Here is a 17492-nt window from a genome sequence, read left to right as displayed (position 1 = left end):
TCCGAATGGGCGAGTGCGTATGTGGACACTGTACACATCTGGATGCCGACGTCAAGGGGCTCTTGTGACCCCGCGGATCCACCCTGGTGCCGCCCCGCACCGCGCCCCATACTCGATGCATGCAGGGGGACGCCGTCGCACGCCACGTCGCCGACGTGTGCCACGCGGTGGTAGACGGCCACGACGCCATCCCCGACGCGCTCGCGCTCGTCTCCCGTCTCGTCGGCTCCGAGTTCGCATCGTTCTCCGACATCTCGCTCGCCCGCCCGCACGAGTCCGTGGTGACTGAGCACGGCCGGGCACCGCTCAGCGCTGACGAATACGGCGAGTGGGCGCGGCTGCTGCCGACGCACCCCTACGCCCTGCACGTGGCGACCGCCGCGACCCCCGCGCCGCGGCTCACAGACGTGGTCGACCTACGCGAGTTCGCCGCCACCGAGGTGTTCCAGGTCTGCCTCGAGCCGACGGGCGCCCGCTACCAGGCGGCGATGCGGGTCACCCGCTCGCCGGCCGGGCTCGCGCTCGTCTCGCTCTGGCGGTCCTCGCGCGACTTCACCGAGGACGAGCTCGTGCCCGCAGCCACCGTCGTCCAGGCGCTGCGCCACGCCCTGCAGATGCGCGCCCTGCTCGACCGGCTGTCGGCGGCGGTGCTCGCAGACGACGGGCGGGAATCCCACGACTCCGACGCCATGCGGCGCGAGCTCACGGCCCGCCAGGCCGAGGTCATCGCGCTCGTTGCGCGCGGCCACACGAACCAGCAGATCGCCCTGCGGCTCGGCATCTCGCCGCGCACCGTGCGCAAGCACGTCGAAGACCTGTTCTGGCGCACCGGCGCGAGGTCCCGCACCGAGCTCGCGGTCCTGTGGACCGCGCCCGCCCGGCGCGGGAACGCCGTCACTGCGTCCGACCGCTGACCCGCTCGCGCACGGCGCCGTGGCGGTACGCGTCGGGCTGAGCCGTTGGGGCCGTCGAGAGGCGCCGGGCCGCGGCATCCGTCGACGGCTCGTTCCAGAAGGCGGTGTGGGTCGTCGGTACCGCTTCGCCGCATGCGCTCGCGTTGACGAACACCGTCGCACCGTACAGGAGCGCGCCGTCGTCGCCCCAGCCCACGTGCGAGGCCGAGCCGACCTGGTCGAGACGGTCGTTCACGCCGTGCGCCACTCCGCCGTACCACTCGCTCCAGTCGGTCAGGCCGTGCGCGTCGGCATAGGGGCTCGGGAGCACCCGGACGGTACCGGCGTTGTCGGTCCAGAGCACGCTGTGATCAACCGCGCCCCACTCCGCCGCGCCCGGGCTCTCGGGATCGAAGACGTCGGCGACGCCCGTCACCCACCCGTTCTCGGACTGGCCGTAGACGCCGCTGAAGCCCCCGCCCGGCAAGAGGCCCAGAGACTCGATCCGTCCGGGCTCGGGCCAGCGAGCGGCCTCGTAGTGGCCGCCGTCCCACGGCCCGTACCAGGCACCTCCCGCTGACTGTCCGGCATCCGACAGGACGCGCGAGAACGTGTCGGCCGCGACACCCGGGTTGCTCGCCAGCAGCGCTGCGCCCTTGGAGGTCCACACGACACCCTGTGGCACGATGCCCTCCGGCACCTCGACCGCGTACGACCCGGTCACGTCGCGCCGGTGGTTGATCGCCCAGGCCTCGGCCGATCCGAGATCGCCGCCGCCCAGCAGACGCGGCGGCCGGTCGGCCCACGGCCACCACGCCGCGTCCGACGTGAACTCGCCGGTGTGCAAGGTGCCGACGGGCTCGCCGCGGTCGTTGATCCGACGCACGTAGATGCCCTCAGCCTGGCCCGTCTCCACCCACGTCAGCGCGCCGGTGCGGAGGTTCTGCACCCACGCCTGCTCGCGCCCGGACTCATCCATCGTGCTCTGACCGTTGATCCACCCGCTCGGCGTCAGTTCGAAGGCCACGTCCCACAGCGTGCCCGCCGGCCCGACCGGCACCGGGTCGGTGCCGAGCCCGTACCAGACGAACGCGCGCCGCGCCTCGGTGCCGTCCGCCTGCGGAACCACCATGCTGCCGTAGTAGACGACGCCCTTGCCGGGCACGCGCTCGATGTCCATCACCGTGCCGTCGAAAGCCCCGTCGGGGCCCTTCATCACGTGGACCTCGCACGCGCCGGCCGCACCGGCCGACGGCGGCCCGGCCGCCGTCCCCCCGGCCGCCGCTGCCCCGGCCGCCGGCGCAACCCCCAGCGACCCCACGAGCGCCGCCGTCAGTGCGACCCCCAGATATCCACGCATGCGAGGTTCCCTTCACCGTGCGCGGCATGCGCCGCCTCTCGCCAGTGTGGAGCTGCCGCGCGCGAACGGGTGGGTGGCGCTTGCGCCACCCACCCGGTCGCCGCCCTCGGGGGCTTGCCGACGGGCCGGACGGGCCCGTGCCGGATTCGTCCTCGACAGATTCGAAGCGCTTCGATATCGTCGGCCACGGTCGAAGAAGACCCATCACCGAACACGACAGGAGTGTTTCATCGTGAGATTCAGGCGTTCCGCCGTCGGACTCGTCGTCGCGACCGGCGTCGTCGTCCCCCTCTCGGTCGTCCCCCCGACCGCGGCCGCACAGGTCACCGCCGCATCGGCGGCATCCGCTCCACCCGAATACGACTGGTCGAACGCGGCCATCTCGGGCGGGGGCTATGTGCCCGGCATCGTCTACAGCCAGACCGAACCCGGACTCGTCTACGCCCGCACCGACATCGGCGGCGCGTACCGCCTGGACCGCGACACCGACACCTGGGTTCCGCTGCTCGACCACGTCGGATGGGATGACTGGAACCGGCTCGGCGTGCTGAGCCTGGCGACCGACCCCGTCGACACCAATCGGGTCTACGTCGCGACGGGCATGTACACGAACGAGTGGGATCCGTCCAACGGCGCGATCCTGCGGTCCGACGACTACGGCGCCACGTGGGACGCGTCGCCGCTCCCCTTCAAGGTCGGCGGCAACATGCCCGGCCGCGGCATCGGCGAGCGGCTGCAGGTGGACCCGAGCGACAACGACGTGCTCTACTACGGCGCCGAGCAGGGCCAGGGGCTGTGGCGGTCGACCGACGCCGGTGCGACGTTCTCACGCGTCGAGACGTTCCCCAACGCCGGCGACTTCGTGCCGGACGCGGGATCGGGCAACTCGTACCTGATGCAGAACCTCGGCGTGCTGTGGACGGCCTTTGACACGTCGGCGACGGATGCCGGAGACCCGGCCCGCACGGTCTTCACCGCGGTCGCCGACACCGATGACATCCTCTACCGCTCCGACGACGCCGGTGCCACGTGGCAGCCGGTGGCCGGGGCACCGACCGGGTTCCTGCCGCACCACGGGATCGTGGACGAGGCCGGCAGGTTCCTCTACCTCTCGACCAGCAACACCTCGGGGCCGTACGACGGCTCGGACGGCCAGGTCTGGCGGTACGGGATCGATGACGGCACGTGGACCGAGATCACGCCGACCCTCCGGCCCGTCGGCGTGGACTTCGGGTTCGGCGGCCTCACGATCGACCGCAGTGATCCCGGCACGATCATGGTCGCATCGCAGATCCAGTGGTGGCCCGACATCCTGATCTTCCGGTCGACCGACCGCGGTGAGACCTGGACGCCGATCTGGGACTACGCGTACGACGAGACCGGCGGCTACGTCGCCGCCCGCTACTCGCAGTCGATCGACGAGGTCCCGTGGCTGGCGTTCGGCAAGGAGCGGGGCGGGCCGGTGCCGTGGGCCGAGCCCACGCCGAAGCTCGGCTGGATGGTGTCGGCGCTGGAGATCGATCCGTTCGACTCCGACGAGCTCATGTACGGCACCGGAGCGACGATCTACCGCAGTGAGGACCTCACGGCCTGGGACGAGCCGGGCGGCGTCATCCACCTGACGCCGGAGGCCTTCGGCATCGAAGAGACCGCGATCCAGGATCTGGTGGCGCCGGCCGGATCGGTCGACCTCGTCTCGGCGATGCTCGATCTCGGCGGCTTCGTCCACGACGATCTCGGTACGGTGCCGCAGAGCTTCCAGGCGCCGTACTTCGGGGGCGGCACGAGCGTCGACGTGGCGGGACTGGAACCCTCCGTCATCGTGCGAGCCGGCACCGACGCCGGCGGCGCACGCGTGGTCGCGGCATCCGTCGACGCCGGCGAGTCGTGGACGACCTCTCCCGCGGCCGAAGGCGCCACCGGGTCGGGCACCGTCACCGTGAACGCCGACGGTTCGAGCATCGTGTGGGCGCCGGACGGCGTCGCGGTGCGCCACTCGGCCGACGGCGGCGCGACCTTCGCCGAGGTCGCAGGGCTTCCGATCGGCGCGCGCGTCGAGAGCGACCGGGTCGATCCGCGGCGCGTGTACGCGTTCGCGGGTGGCGTGTTCTTCCGCTCCGACGACGGGGGCGCCACCTTCGGCGCGGTGAGCGAGGGCGCGCTGCCGGCCGAGGGCCCGGTGCGCTTCGCGGCGACGCCGGGCTCGATTGCCGACGTGTGGCTGGCCGGCGGCTCGGACGAAGGCGGCGCCTACGGGCTGTGGCACTCGCAGGACGGCGGCGCGACCTGGACCGCGACGAGCGGCTTCGACGAGGCCGACACCGTCGGCTTCGGGAAGGCCGCGCCCGGCGCCACGACCCCCGCGATCTACACGGCGGCCTCGCGTGACGGCGAGCGCGGCGTGTACCGCTCGACGGACGGCGGTGCGAGCTGGTCCCGCATCAACGACGACGCCTACCAATGGGGCTGGATCGGCGCCGACATCGAGGGCGACCCCGACATGTTCGGCCGCGTCTACATCGCCACGAACGGGCGCGGCATCGTCGTCGGCGACGACACCGCCGCAAGCGACCCGGCGGCGTGGCAGGCGGGCACCGTCTACGACCAGGGTGACGTCGTCGCATCGGGCGGAGCCGTATGGGTCGCCTCCTGGTGGACGCGCGGGCAGAAGCCCGGCAGCAAGAGGAACGGCGCGTGGCAGGAGATCGCCGCGACGCCGACCGGAGTGGCCGTGTGGACCGCGTCGCGCATCTTCGACACCGGCGACGTCGTCTCGTCCGGCGGCGAACTGTGGCGCGCCAGGTGGTGGACCCGCGGCGACGAGCCGGGGGCGAAGAAGAACGGGCCCTGGGAGCGCATCGGCTGACGTGGCGGGCTGCCGGCGGTGAGAGCGCCGGCAACCCGGCTCGGCCCTAGTGTTGCCCGCATCGGCGGGACCACGCCGGTGGGCTCGTTCCCCGACGGCGCGAGCCCGTTCGGCGTGCTGGACATGGCAGGCAACGTCGACGAGTGGACCTCGACCCGCTATGCGCCCTACCCCGGCGCACCGGCGGATGTGCCGGTTCTCGAAACGTGGGCGTTCGATCCGCACATCACCCGGGGCGGGGCGTTCCGCCACGACCGCGATCTCGCGCGCTGCGCCCGCCGCCACGGCGCGTACGAAGCGGATCTCGCGGCGATCGGCGTGGGTTTCCGGCTCGCGGCCGACGCGGAGGCGGCACCGCGCGAATCAATCACAGAAAGATAACGACGAACCCTTCCCATCGTTACCTCGCCGTTATAGAGTGCTTGCACGGTAGTTGTTTTGCTGTGGCAGCTGCCGGCATGTGATTGCAGGACACTCTTGGTGCAAGGGACAAGGGCCGGTCGGTAGCCTCTCCGACCGGCCCTTACTCTTGCCGCCGCGCGGAGCGCCGCCGGCACCGCCTCGGACCGCCGCCGGCGCACCCGATGACAGGTCAGGGGATGTGCCAGAACTCGGTGCCGAGCCCGTACATGTTCCAGATCCACCACCACTGCCCGAGCAGAGATACGACCAGCACGCCGATCCGCCACGCTGTGCTCGCCGGCAGCGCGAGCGCGCCGGCGAGCGGCGCGAGCGGGAACAGCAGCCGGAAGACGCTGGACTGCGGCAGGAACACCGCGAGCAGGTACAGCAGGTAGCTCGCCGCCCACAGGCGGATCTCGATTCCGAGCCGCTTCACGTGGGGCTCCACCGCGAGGACGATGCCGACCACGATGACGAGTCCCACGACGACGGCTGGTCCGAGCACGGGGGCGATCCCCCACTCGCGCAGCCAGTGGTCCGCCGCCAGCAGCCAGCCCTCACCCGGCACGAACGCGCCCGTGTCGCCCATCCACAGTCGTCGCCACGACAGCTCGGTGTCGAGGTACGCGTCCGGGCGACCGGTGACGGCACCCGCGATGACCTGCCAGGCCAGTCCCAGGGCGACCGCCGACGCGCCGGCGGCCCCGAGCTGCAGGAGCTCGTGCGGTCGCAGCGGCTCCGCTCGCCGCCGCATCCAGCGCCATCCCGCGAACAGCACGAGGAGGAGCGCGAAGGCGAGCACGCCGGGGCGCGTGAACGCCATCACCGGCACGATGGCGAAGAGCCACCCGTAGCGTCGTCGCTGCAGGCAGCGGATGCCGAGCAGCACGAGGAGGAGGAAGGATGCCTCGGCATACGCCACCTGGAACATCGCGGCCAGCGGCGCGGCGGCGAAGAACACCACGGCCCACATGGCGGCGGCTTCGCCCATCCGCTCGACGAGGATGCTGCGCAGCACGAGGCAGCACGCGTACCCCGCCACGAGGGAGATCACCACTGCCCCCGCCGCCCACGAGCCGAGGAACGATCCCAGCGCAGCCGACGCCCACGGATACAGCGGCATGAAGGCCCACGCGTTCTGCGCGACATCGCCCGCGTCGGTGAGCGGCAGCACCGCCGGGTAGCCGTCCTCGGCGATGCGCCGGTACCACTGGGCGTCCCAGGCGCCGATGTAGGTCCACAAGTCGGCGCCGTTCCCGAACCGCGAGTCGCGTGGCGACCACGTGGAGGCGATGAGGAAGAACGTCGTGGTCACCAGTCGCGCGGCGACGTAGACCGACGCGATGCGTGCGGCCGGCGCCGTGAGCACCGACGCGATCGATCTCTCACTGCGCGTCGCGGTCTCCACGCCGCGCAGTATCGCACGCGCAGAGAAACGCCCCATGTCGGAGAACCGCTGCGAGCGCCCGCCGCCGTCTCAGGCGACACATCACGAAAACATAACAACGAACCCTTGCCACTGTTATCTGGTCGTTATAGAGTGCTGGCACGGTAGTTGTTTTGCTGTGGCAGCTGCCGGCATGTGATTGCAGGACACTCTTGGTGCAAGGGACAAGGGCCGGTCGGTAGCCTCTCCGACCGGCCCTTACTCTTGCCGCAGAATGACCCGTTCCTCCCCAGCGGCCGCGCCCTCAGCAGCGCACGGAGTTCTCCACAGAATCAGTGTGTGATCTGCGCTTTCACGGCGCCGCGATGTCGGAACCCTTCGGCATGATCGAGTTATGCGATTCCCCCTCGCCGATCTCCGCGACCTCGTCTCGGTACTCGGCGACGCCCTGCGGCAGCCGCTCGGCGAAGAGGCCCAGCGCGCCCTCTCCGATGCCGAGCTGGTGGACGCACTGGCGGTCGTCGAAGAGCTCGGAAGATGGACGGATGCCGCACGCCTGGGCCTGGCCGGAGAGGTCGGGCGCCGCAGCGAACCGGGTGCGACGGACATCACGCTCACGACAGTCTTCGGCTGCGACAATCCCGCCGAGCTGATCGAGCGGACCACCCAGGTGTCGAACACGACAGCCCGCGCACGCCTGCGCGTCGCGCGAGCGATCACGTCACGCGCGACGCTGACAGGTCAGCGGCGCCCGGCACCGCTCGATCACGCGCGGCGCGAGGTCGCCGCGGGCAACCTCGGTCTGGATGCCCTCACCACGATCGCCGACGGATTGCGCCCGCTCCAGCGCCGCTGCAGTGCCGACCAGATCGTTGCGGCCGAGGCCGAGCTCGTGCGCGCCGCTGTCGGCGCTGGCGGGGAACCTGCATGCAGTGTGTACGAGCTGCGGATCATGACGCAGACGTGGGCGCTCTACCTCGATCCCGACGGAACGCTGGCCGACGAAGACTCCGAGCGCATGCGCACGTTCCGTCTCGGCCGGGAGCGCAACAACCTGTTCCCGCTGCACGGGAACGTGACCGCCGACGTCGCCGCGACGCTGCAGAGGCTCCTCGATTCCCACCTCAATCCACGGATACAGGATCGCGCCCTCCGATTCGTCGACAGCGCCGCTGATGAGGACCCGACCGGCGGTGACGACGAGAGCATCCACGACCCGCGCACGGCTGATCAGAAGCGGCACGACGCCTTTGCGGGCATCCTCACGGCGGCCGCCGCATCCGTCTCCTCGCCCACGCTCGGAGGCGCGGCGCCGACACTGGTCGTCACCGTCGCCGAAGACCAGCTCGGGCGCGCCGACGGCGTGGCGTTCGTCGACGGCCCGGACGGCGAGCTGCCGGTCGCCGCGACTTTCGCGCGGCACGTCGGCTGCCACGGCACCGTCCACCGCGTCGCGCTCGGTGCGAACGGCCGGCTCAAGGCGATGAGCGTTCTCGACCGGACGTTCAACCACTGGCAGCGCAAGGCGATCGGCGCACGCGACGGCGGATGCATCATCCCGGGGTGCAGCGTACGCGCGGCGTGGTGCGAGATCCACCACGTCGTCGAGCACGCTCGGGGCGGCCCGACTGACGTCGACAACGGCGTCATGCTCTGCTGGCACCACCATCGCACGATCGAGACGAGCGGCTGGGAGATCCGGATGGCCGACGGCATTCCCGAGGTCCGGCCGCCGACCTGGGTGGATCCGCGAAGACGGTGGCGGCCGGCGAATCGCGTGCTCCACCGGGAGCTCGAGAAGAAGGCGCAGCCCGCGTAGGGGCGCCGACGCGGGAGGCGGTCTGCGCGACAGGTTCGGCGCGTCCGGAATGAGGCGCCGGCAGGGTCTTAGACTCCTCCGCCGCCGCCTCCGCCTCCGCCGCCGCCGGCGGAGCCGCCGCCCGACGAGCCGCCAGACGACGACGAGGCGGACGCCGTGCTCGAGAGGTGCGAGATCCCGGCCGAGAACGCGGCGGCATTGAATCCCGCGCCCCCCGCGTACCAGCCGGGCGAGTTGCCGTCGCCGTAGAGCACCGCTAGCTCGTCGGCCCACTTCTTCTCCTGGCCGAACACGACCGCGTACGGCAGCAGCTTCTCGTAGAGCTTCAGCTTCACCCGCGGGTCCGAGATGTCGACCCGTACGCGCTCGGCGCCCTGCGGCGACTGCAGCATGCGGATGCGATCGGCCTCGGCCCACTCGATGAACTGCTTGAGGCCGTGCAGGTGGTCGCGCACCTCCGCGCCGGCGGGCGTCAGCGGCTTGCGCGATACCAGCCCGGCGACGAGCAGCACGACGAGCACGGCGGCGATGATCAGGACGATCGGCACGAAGGGCGTCACGTACGAGACGAGCGCGCCGATGCCGAACAGCAGCACCAGCGCCGCCGAGATGATCACGATCGCGATCGGCCACGCGCGTGCTCGGACCGGCACCTGTCGACGCAGACCGCGCGTCGTGAGCTCCGACGACGCCGCCTTCAGCACCTTCTGCGCGGTGGTGGAGAACCTCGTGTCGCTGCGGCCGAACTCGAACTCCTCGCCGGGCACTCCCGACGGGAAGAGGCCGGGAAGCAGCATCCGTCCATCTCCGTCCGCGAGGGAGGGGTCGACGAGCACGGCCTTCAGCCGCGCGCCGCCGAACCACCTCGCCGGGCCCTCCTCGATGCGGATGCTGCCGACCACCGCCTGCTCGAGCACCTCCGCCGGGATCGCCTTGGTCGTGTGCCCCAGCAGCACGGCGCTCTCGAGCGCGTCAATCTCCCGCGGCGGGGTGTACTCCGCGATGATCACCGGCCGGCCGGGTGCGTCGCGCAGGTGGCGCCGGCGGGTCACCACGGCGAGCACGACGGCGGTCCCGAGCCCGAGCAGCGCGACGATGCTCTGCAGCCAGCCCCACGGCGATGCGAGGTACCTCGCATCGAACTCGGTGAAGGTGTCGGGCTCGAAGCCGATCGCGATCGTCATCGTCTGGGAAGGCTGCACATTCTCCACGGACGCCGTCACGGCCCCGTCGGCGTCGTCGATCGGGCACGTCTGCTCGTCGTCCTGGTACCCGAAGTAGCAGGCCTGCGCGCCCGTGCGCGCGGATCCGAGTTCGTCCGGCATCGTCACGCGCGCTGTGACGCGACCGAACGGCTGCGGCCACGCGGTGCCGTTGACGTCCCAGTAGAACTCGTCGACGCCGGTGTCGGGGAAGTACCTCGTGACGTTGGCGAGCGTGTAGGTGAAGACGTAGGTCTGGCGCCCGTGCACGTAGTCGTCCGCGCGCGAGGTGATGATGAAGAACCCGTCCTCCGACTCCGTCTCGGCAGGGCGCGAAGCGCCGTTCTCGTCGGTGATGGACACGAGCTCGGGGTGCAGCGGCGCACCCCGGTAGCTGTCGGGGACCGCGCGCCGCATGCCGCGGTTCTGATCGATCTCGGGGAAGATCGCCACGAATGTCTCGACGACGGTGAGCGTGCTGGTGCCGTCGTCGGCGCGACCGAGCTGGTACTCGACGTCGAGACTCTCGAAGGCGAAGTCCTCGACGTCGGCAAAGGCCGGCGCGGCCACGAGGGCGGGCAGCAGCATCCCGAAGAGCACGGCGACGATCAGGCCGACGCTCCCGAGCCGATGCGGGCGCGACGAACCGGCGACAGAAGAGCCCATGTGGCCAGCCTAGGGTCCGCGCCCTGCCCTAATCTTGTCGATATGACCGACCGTCGCCTCGCCATCGATGCCTGGGAGAGCCTCTTCCGGGCCCAGCACGAGGTGTTCGGCGACATCAACGACGACTTCCACGAAGACACGCTGAGCCAGGCGGAGTACGACGTGCTCCTCACAGTCACGCGGGCCGAAGACCTCACCGCGCGCCTGCGCGACGTGACCGCCAACATGCTGATCAGTCAGCCGAGCGTCTCGCGCCTCGTCGACCGCATGGTCGCGCGCGGCCTGCTCACGAAGGACGCCGATCCCGACGACGGCCGCGGCGCGCTCGTTCACGCGACGGATGCCGGAGCCGCGCTGTTCCGCCGCGTCGCGAGTTCGCACGGCAAGGCCATCGCCGAGCGCATGTCGCTGCTCTCCGACGACGAGCTGACCCAGCTGCGCGACCTCACCGCCAAGCTGCGCAAGAAGCAGCCGAGCTGCTGATCTGCTCCCGGGCGCTGACCGGAGATCCGGCTACGGAGTCCGCCGCCGGAGGGTGAGCGAGGCGAGGATCAGCGCGCCGACGGCGAATGCGACCACGACGAGGAGCGGCCCGAACACGTCCCACCCCTCGTCGCCGTCGGTGACGGCATTGATGGTGTCGATCGCGTAGCTCAGCGGCAGGATCTTCGAGATCTGGTAGAGCGCCTCGGGCATATCCTCGCGCGGCATGAACAGCCCACCGAGGATGATCTGCGGGAAGACGATGAGCGGCATGAACTGCACAGCCTGGAACTCCGTACGGGCGAACGCGCTGGCCAGCAGGCCCAGCGCCGTGCCCAGGATCGCGTCGACGACCGCCACCAGGCCGAGCTGCCAGAGCGGCCCCTCGACCTCCAGTCCGCACACCCACACGGCGAAGGTCACCGTGATCACCGCCTGCAGCGTCGCCATCAGACCGAAGGCGAGCCCGTAGCCGAGGATGAAGTCGGCCTTGGCGATCGGGGTGGTCATCAGCCGCTCCAGCGTTCCCGACCGGCGCTCGCGGAGCGTCGTGATCGAAGTGATGAGGAACATCACGATGAACGGGAAGAGGGCCAGGATCGGTCCGCCGAACTGATCGAACACGCCCTCCTGATCGCTGAACAGCCACGCGAACAGGCCGACCAGCAGACTCGGTGCGACGAGCATGAGCGCGATCGACCGGGGGTCGTGGCTGAGCTGACGCAGCACGCGCCCGGCGGTCGCGAGCGTCAGAGCTCCGTTCACGAGGCACCTCCCTCGTGCGGGTGCTTCGCTTGCTCGCGGGCCTCGCGGCGGGTGAGCGGATGCTGCTCGGCCTGCTCTCCGGCTGGCTCGCCGACCGGCGCGTCCTGCCCGGCCGTCGCGTCCTCGCCGACCGGCGCGTCCTCGCCGACCGGCGCGCCCGACCCGACAGACGCATCCGTGGCCTCCGGCGACCGCGCCTGGCGAAGGGCGTCGCGTTCGATGAGAGCCAGGAACGCGGCATCCGGATCCGTCGTTGCGGTATCGGCGAGAAGACCGTCGGGGGTCGTGTCGGCGATGATGCGGCCCGCCCGCAGCAGGACCAGACGGTCGCAGCGCAGCGCCTCGTCCATGACGTGGCTCGACACGATGAGCGTCGCCCCAGCGTCGGCGAGGCCGCGGAACACCTCCCACAGCTCGGCCCGCAGCACGGGATCGAGGCCGACCGTCGGCTCGTCGAGCACGAGCAGCTCAGGAGCACCGAGCATCGCGACCGCGAGCGACACCCGGCTCTCCTGACCGCCGCTGAGGGAGTCGATCGTCTGGTCGCGCTGGTCGGTGAGCCCGACCTGCTCGATGACGCGGTCGATGTCGGTGCGCGGCGCCCCGACGAGCCGGGCGAAGTACCGCAGGTTCTGCCGGATGGTGAGGTCGCCGTACACCGAGGCCGCCTGGGTGTCGTACGCCACCCGCTTGCGGAGCACTGCCGAGCCGGCCGGCTCGCCGAGCACCGTGACGCTGCCGCCCGCCACCTTCTGCACGCCGACGATCGCGCGCATGAGCGTCGTCTTGCCGCAGCCCGACGGTCCCATCAGCCCCGTCACCTGGCCGCGCGGGATGTCGAGATCGAGGCTCTCGAACACCTCGGTCTTGCCGCGCCGCACGTGCAGACCACGCACGTGGACGGCATCCGTCCCCGCACCATCCCTCACGAGATGAATGGTTCGCCCTTCACCGGCCGGCCGTCAAGAGGCCGTCGACGTAGTCTGGGCGCCATGCACACGCGCAACCAGGCGACGCTGCAGGTGGTGGCGGGTCCGATGTTCGCCGGCAAGTCCGAGGAGCTGATGCGGCGCGTGCGCCGTGCTCGCATCGCCGGGCTCGAGGTCGAAGTGATCAGCCACGCTCTCGACGACCGCCGCGGCGAAGGGCTCGTCAGTTCCCACTCGGGCCTGAGCGTGCCCTCGCGCTCGGTGCCCGACGCGGAGGCGCTCGTCGCGTCGGCACGCGGGCGCGGCCTCGATCTGGTCGCTGTCGACGAGGCCCAGTTCTTCGGCCCCGAGCTCGTGCCGGCGGTCGACGCGCTCGTCACCGACGGCCTGACGGTGGTGGTGTCGGGTCTGTGCATCACGTTCGACGGCCAGCCGTTCGAACCGCTGCCCGCGCTGATGGCGATGGCCGAGGACGTGCTCAAGCTGACGGCGGTGTGCGCCGTGTGCGGCGAGGACGCCGCCTTCCACCAGCGAACCGTCCAGGACGGCGGCGGTGATCCGCGCGTCCCGACGCGCGCGCAGGTGGGCGGCATCGAGTCGTACCAGGCGCGGTGCCGGCGCCACTTCACCGGCGCGCGCGCCTAGCGGCAGCAACGCGGATGCCCCGCCCCGGAGGGGGACGAGGCATCCGTCAACCGGACAGCGGCGATACGGCCTACTGCTCGATCGGCTGCGGCGTCTCGCTGGACTCGTGCGCGCGGATCGTCGGCGCCGAGCCCTCGGACGTCACCTCGATCTTGCGCGGCTTCGCCTTCTCGCTCACCGGGATCGTCACGCTCAGCACACCGTTGCTGTAGCTCGCGGCGATGCGCTCGGTGTCGATGCCCTGGCCGAGGTTCAGCTGGCGCAGGAAGCTCGCAGCCTCGCGTTCGCGGGTGATCCACTTGACGTCGTCGCCGCTGTGGAGCGTGCGCTCGGCACGGATCGTCAACAGCTGGCCGTCGACGTCGATGTCGACCGAGCCCGGGTCGATGCCCGGCAGGTCGGCCGTCAGCACGTAGTGGTCGCCGTCGCGGTAGAGGTCCATCGGCATGCGGCGGGGACCGCGGCGGGTGTCGAAGAGACCGGACGCAAGGCGGTCGAGATCGCGGAACGGGTCGTACGTGGCCATGGTTATCTCCTCTCGTTCGAGAGTTGAGCCGCCTCGGCTCAACTACGTTCAGATTAGCACTCGAGGAGTGAGAGTGCTAAGCGCTCGCTGTTCGCTCTGAACGAACAGAGTCAGCACTCGATCACGTTGACGGCGAGCCCGCCCTCGCTCGTCTCCTTGTACTTGTGCGACATGTCGATGCCGGTCTGCCGCATCGTCTCGACCACCGCGTCCAGCGACACATAGTGGGAGCCGTCGCCCCGCAGCGCCAGCCGCGCGGCGGTCACCGCCGTCGATGCGGCGATCGCGTTGCGCTCGATGCACGGGATCTGCACGAGGCCGCCCACGGGGTCGCACGTGAGGCCGAGGTGGTGCTCCATGGCGATCTCGGCCGCGTTCTCGATCTGACGGTTCGTGCCGCCCATGACCACCGTCAGCCCTCCGGCCGCCATCGCGCAGGCCGAGCCGACCTCCGCCTGGCAGCCGCCCTCGGCACCCGAGATGGACGCGTTGGCCTTGAACAGCGAACCCAGCGCGGTCGCGGTGAGGAGGAAGCGACGGATGCCACGCCGCCGGTTCGCGTCGGCAACCTGCCCCTCGTCCCAGCCCGCGGCCTCCTCGAGGCTCGCGGCGTGCCCGTGGTAGCCGAGCAGCGCGCTGCCGACCAGTTCGCCGTACGGTGTCACGGCGTTGCCCGCCCCGAGTCCCGAATCGGCGAGGAAGCGCCACCAGTACATCGCCACCGCGGGCACGATGCCCGCGGCACCGTTCGTCGGCGCCGTGACGACGCGGCCGCCCGCTGCATTCTCCTCGTTGACGGCGAGGGCGAACGCCCCGAGCCACTCCCCCGGCAGCTCGCGACGACCGTCGGCCTCCGCCGACTCGAGCTGTGCACGGATCGAGGCGGCGCGACGCTTCACCCCGAGGATGCCGGGCAGGACGCCCTCAGCCTCCAGCCCAGCCTCGACGCACGCCGCCATCGCGTCCCAGATGCGGTCGAGCCCCTCGGCGATCTCCTCGTCGGTGCGCAGCGACCCCTCGTTCACGCGCGCGGCCTCCGCGATCGTGATGCCGCGCTCGTCGCACAGCGCCAAGAGCTCCTCGGCACTGCCGAAGTCGAGGGGGAACGTCCGCGGGTGCGCCCGCGTGCCTGTCGCCGGGTCGCCGTCGCGGCGGATGAACCCGCCGCCGACGGAGTAGTAGGTCTCGCGGACGAGCAGCCCGGCATCCGTCGTCGCCGGCTCCACCGCGGCGGACGACGCTGGACCGGTCTCCCGGATCGGCGTCACGGCGAGGGCGCGCGGCGGTCCGTCCTCGACAGACATCCATGCCTCCAGAGTCATCGCGTTCGGGTGACCCGGCAGGCGCGTGCGTGGCGCGAAGACGATGTCGCCTCGCACGAACGGCACGGCGTGCGTGCCGGCGAGTTCGAGGCGCAGATCGTCCGGCCAGCCGCTCCACGCCGAGCGGACGGCATCCGGATCCGCCGTTTCGGGGTCCAGACCCTGCAAGCCGGCGACCACGGCGTCGGGGGTGCCGTGGCCGATCCCCGTGGCACCGAGTGAGCCGTAGAGGGTGCACGTGACTCTTCCGACGCGAGGAAGCATGCCGGACTCGTGCAGTCGGACGACGAAATCACGGGCGGCCCGCATGGGACCGACCGTGTGGGAGCTCGAGGGTCCTACACCGATGGAGAACAGCTCGAACGCCGAGACATAGGCGCTCATCGCCACCAGGCTACGCCGTCGGTCGGCACAATCTGCTCGGCGTTATCGAGTCGATAGGGGCAGGATGAGCGCCGGCGGGCGCGATGCATACGCAGTCTGCGGGCTCAGGCCTTCGGGCGGAAGGCGACGAGCCCGACGGTGTTCCCCTCGGAATCCTTCACGAAGGTCTGCCACTCGTCGTGACCGGAGGGCCCGAGCGTGTCGTCGTCGTGAGTGAAGATCACGTGCGGCGGCGAGACGACCTCGGCGCGGTCGCCGAGCCGCTCGAGCGCGGCGTGGACGTCGTCGACCTGCAGATAGACCAGGGCGGTCGGCGCGCCCCTGTCGAGCAGCAGCCTCACCCCGTCGAGATCGAAGAACAGCAGTCCGGGCGGGTCGAACACCGCCGTGGGCTGCGTGCCGAGGAGGCTGGAGTAGAAGGCGGCGGCGCGCTCGAGGTCGTCCGCGCGCTGGGCGACCTGCACAAGTCTCATGTCGCCATTGTGGCCCCCGGCCTTCCCGACGTACCAGAGATGGCGCAACCCCTTCCCGCCCGGGGTCCGCGCGGAGTATCAAGGAGGAGAACCGATCCCCTGGAGGTTGACCATGCTGTTCGTGCTCTACGGCATTCTGCTCATCGGCGGTATGTGGCTGGTGGGCATCTCGTTCGCGTCGCCGATCCTGCCGGGACTGGTGTTCATCGCGGGCGTGCTGTGCATCGCCGCGGCGGTCGCCGTGCCCATCACCGCCGGCGCCTTCGAACAGCGCAGGTAGCTCAGGCAAAGTCATGCTGAGACGCGTCGCCGAGGGCGTCCTCGTTCACGAGAGCGAGTTCCTCCAGAGCAACGCCGTGGTGGTGCAGGGCGGCGACGGCGTCCTGCTGGTCGACCCCGGGATCACCACGGGAGAGCTGGCAGAACTCGCCGCCGACCTCCGTGGCCGCGACCTTCGCGTGGTGGCGGGCTTCTCGACGCACCCCGACTGGGACCACGTCCTGTGGCACCCGGATCTGGGCGCGCCGCCGCGCTACGGCACGTCGCGGGGTGCAGCATCCATCCGCGCGCTGATCTCCGAGCCCGGCTGGACCGAGCAGATCACCGAAGGGCTGCCGCCCGAGCACGCCGACGAGATCCCCATGGAGCTGCTGGGACAGATCGATCCACTGCCCGAGGGTGCCATGAGCATCCCGTGGGACGGCCCCGCCGTGCGGATCATCGAGCACCGCGCGCACGCCCCGGGCCATGCCGCACTGCTCGTCGAGGGGAACGGCGTGCTGATCGCGGGCGACATGCTGTCCGACATCCTGATGCCGTTCCTCGACCTGCAGGCGGAGAACCCTGTCGAGGACTATCTCGCCGCGCTCGAGCTGTTCGAACGCGTCGCGGACGACGTGACGGCGGTCGTGCCGGGACACGGATCGGTCGGCGACGCCGATCAGTTCCGCGCGCGGATCGAGCTGGATCGACGGTACGTGAAGGCACTGCGAGACGGCAGGGCGCCGGAGGACCCGCGGATCGGGCCCAGGGCGCCACTGGAGTGGCTGACCGACGTGCACGAGTGGCAGTGGGAGCAGCTCACGGCACGGAAGCCATAGGCGGATCCTCCCCGGTGCGAGGCGGGCGCTACGAGGAGGCGATCGCTCCCTGCCAGCGGCGGTGCTCGCGCATCAGGAGCACCGCGAAGATGCCCCAGAGACCGAGGTCGTCGGTGAGACCCAGCGGCCCGAGGACGATCTCCGGAATAAGGTCGATCGGCGCGAACGTGTAGACGACAGCGGCGATGGCCGCGACCCATGTCGTCGGCGCGACACGGTGCTCGCGGCGCTTGATCGCCTTGAGGAACCTGAACCACATGCATCCAGTGT

At 70.8% G+C, this 17492-nt stretch carries 17 protein-coding genes; 8 read left to right on the top strand and 9 right to left on the bottom strand.

Annotated features, from left to right (window positions below):
• Nucleotides 1–119 precede the first annotated feature (119 nt).
• Complete coding sequence (locus IM767_RS04600; RefSeq protein WP_109211952.1) at nt 120–914, top strand: helix-turn-helix transcriptional regulator; 795 nt, start codon at nt 120–122, stop codon at nt 912–914.
• Here IM767_RS04600 and IM767_RS20970 read toward each other — a convergent pair.
• Nucleotides 895–2253: a hypothetical protein gene (locus IM767_RS20970; protein ID WP_109211951.1), complete on the bottom strand. Its 1359-nt coding sequence runs from the start codon at nt 2251–2253 to the stop codon at nt 895–897. The two genes, IM767_RS04600 and IM767_RS20970, sit on opposite strands and share 20 nt — an antisense overlap.
• Before the next feature lie 232 nt (nt 2254–2485).
• On the opposite strand from IM767_RS20970, the gene IM767_RS04590 reads away from it, so the two are divergent.
• Together IM767_RS04590 and IM767_RS04585 are read left to right on the top strand one after the other, a co-directional pair.
• Nucleotides 2486–5119: a carbohydrate-binding protein gene (locus tag IM767_RS04590; RefSeq protein ID WP_109211950.1), complete on the top strand. Its 2634-nt coding sequence runs from the start codon at nt 2486–2488 to the stop codon at nt 5117–5119.
• Between the two features lie 18 nt (nt 5120–5137).
• The gene (locus tag IM767_RS04585; protein ID WP_275426034.1) at nt 5138–5500 is read left to right on the top strand and encodes an SUMF1/EgtB/PvdO family nonheme iron enzyme; all 363 of its coding nucleotides are present in this window, start codon (nt 5138–5140) and stop codon (nt 5498–5500) included.
• A 211-nt stretch (nt 5501–5711) separates the two neighbouring features.
• Here IM767_RS04585 and IM767_RS04580 read toward each other — a convergent pair whose 3' ends face one another.
• Nucleotides 5712–6929 (bottom strand): hypothetical protein, encoded by a 1218-nt coding sequence (locus IM767_RS04580; protein WP_239453534.1) that lies wholly within the window; start codon nt 6927–6929, stop codon nt 5712–5714.
• Between the two features lie 373 nt (nt 6930–7302).
• On the opposite strand from IM767_RS04580, the gene IM767_RS04575 reads away from it, so the two are divergent.
• Nucleotides 7303–8727, top strand: a complete 1425-nt coding sequence (locus tag IM767_RS04575; protein WP_109212330.1) for an HNH endonuclease signature motif containing protein — start codon at nt 7303–7305, stop codon at nt 8725–8727.
• 68 nt (nt 8728–8795) lie between these two features.
• On the opposite strand, the gene IM767_RS04570 is transcribed toward IM767_RS04575, so the two are convergent.
• Entirely contained in the window at nt 8796–10595 is a 1800-nt protein-coding gene (locus tag IM767_RS04570; protein WP_109212329.1) for a DUF2207 domain-containing protein, read from the bottom strand.
• Between the two features lie 42 nt (nt 10596–10637).
• Here IM767_RS04570 and IM767_RS04565 point away from each other — a divergent pair, with 42 nt between their 5' ends.
• Entirely contained in the window at nt 10638–11078 is a 441-nt protein-coding gene (locus tag IM767_RS04565; protein ID WP_109212328.1) for a MarR family winged helix-turn-helix transcriptional regulator, read from the top strand.
• 30 nt (nt 11079–11108) lie between these two features.
• Here IM767_RS04565 and IM767_RS04560 read toward each other — a convergent pair whose 3' ends face one another.
• Nucleotides 11109–11843 (bottom strand): ABC transporter permease, encoded by a 735-nt coding sequence (locus IM767_RS04560; RefSeq protein WP_109212327.1) that lies wholly within the window; start codon nt 11841–11843, stop codon nt 11109–11111.
• Nucleotides 11840–12772: an ATP-binding cassette domain-containing protein gene (locus IM767_RS04555; protein ID WP_109212326.1), complete on the bottom strand. Its 933-nt coding sequence runs from the start codon at nt 12770–12772 to the stop codon at nt 11840–11842. The genes IM767_RS04560 and IM767_RS04555 overlap by 4 nt, the downstream gene beginning before the upstream one ends.
• Before the next feature lie 63 nt (nt 12773–12835).
• On the opposite strand from IM767_RS04555, the gene IM767_RS04550 reads away from it, so the two are divergent.
• Entirely contained in the window at nt 12836–13417 is a 582-nt protein-coding gene (locus IM767_RS04550) for a thymidine kinase (RefSeq protein ID WP_109212325.1), read from the top strand.
• Between the two features lie 70 nt (nt 13418–13487).
• Here IM767_RS04550 and IM767_RS04545 read toward each other — a convergent pair whose 3' ends face one another.
• The 3 genes from IM767_RS04545 to IM767_RS04535 form a co-directional block, all read right to left on the bottom strand.
• Nucleotides 13488–13943, bottom strand: a complete 456-nt coding sequence (locus IM767_RS04545; protein WP_109212324.1) for an Hsp20/alpha crystallin family protein — start codon at nt 13941–13943, stop codon at nt 13488–13490.
• Nucleotides 13944–14053: 110 nt separating this feature from the next.
• The gene (locus IM767_RS04540; RefSeq protein ID WP_109212332.1) at nt 14054–15649 is read right to left on the bottom strand and encodes an L-serine ammonia-lyase, iron-sulfur-dependent, subunit alpha; all 1596 of its coding nucleotides are present in this window, start codon (nt 15647–15649) and stop codon (nt 14054–14056) included.
• A 104-nt stretch (nt 15650–15753) separates the two neighbouring features.
• Nucleotides 15754–16122, bottom strand: a complete 369-nt coding sequence (locus IM767_RS04535) for a VOC family protein (RefSeq protein WP_109212323.1) — start codon at nt 16120–16122, stop codon at nt 15754–15756.
• A gap of 112 nt (nt 16123–16234) precedes the next feature.
• Between IM767_RS04535 and IM767_RS04530 the strand changes: the two genes are divergently transcribed.
• A complete protein-coding gene (locus IM767_RS04530) occupies nt 16235–16402 on the top strand; it encodes a hypothetical protein (RefSeq protein WP_194398804.1) in 168 nt (55 codons plus the stop codon).
• Nucleotides 16403–16415: 13 nt separating this feature from the next.
• The gene (locus IM767_RS04525; RefSeq protein WP_109212322.1) at nt 16416–17222 is read left to right on the top strand and encodes an MBL fold metallo-hydrolase; all 807 of its coding nucleotides are present in this window, start codon (nt 16416–16418) and stop codon (nt 17220–17222) included.
• Nucleotides 17223–17250: 28 nt separating this feature from the next.
• Here IM767_RS04525 and IM767_RS04520 read toward each other — a convergent pair whose 3' ends face one another.
• Nucleotides 17251–17481, bottom strand: a complete 231-nt coding sequence (locus tag IM767_RS04520; protein WP_109212321.1) for a DUF1232 domain-containing protein — start codon at nt 17479–17481, stop codon at nt 17251–17253.
• Nucleotides 17482–17492: the final 11 nt, after the last annotated feature.

It is taken from the genome of Microbacterium ureisolvens, assembly GCF_015278315.1.
In the GTDB taxonomy this organism is placed as follows: Bacteria; Actinomycetota; Actinomycetes; order Actinomycetales; family Microbacteriaceae; genus Microbacterium; species Microbacterium ureisolvens.
The sequence above is the reverse complement of the archived record's forward strand: the minus strand, read 5'-3'. Positions and strand labels throughout refer to the sequence as shown.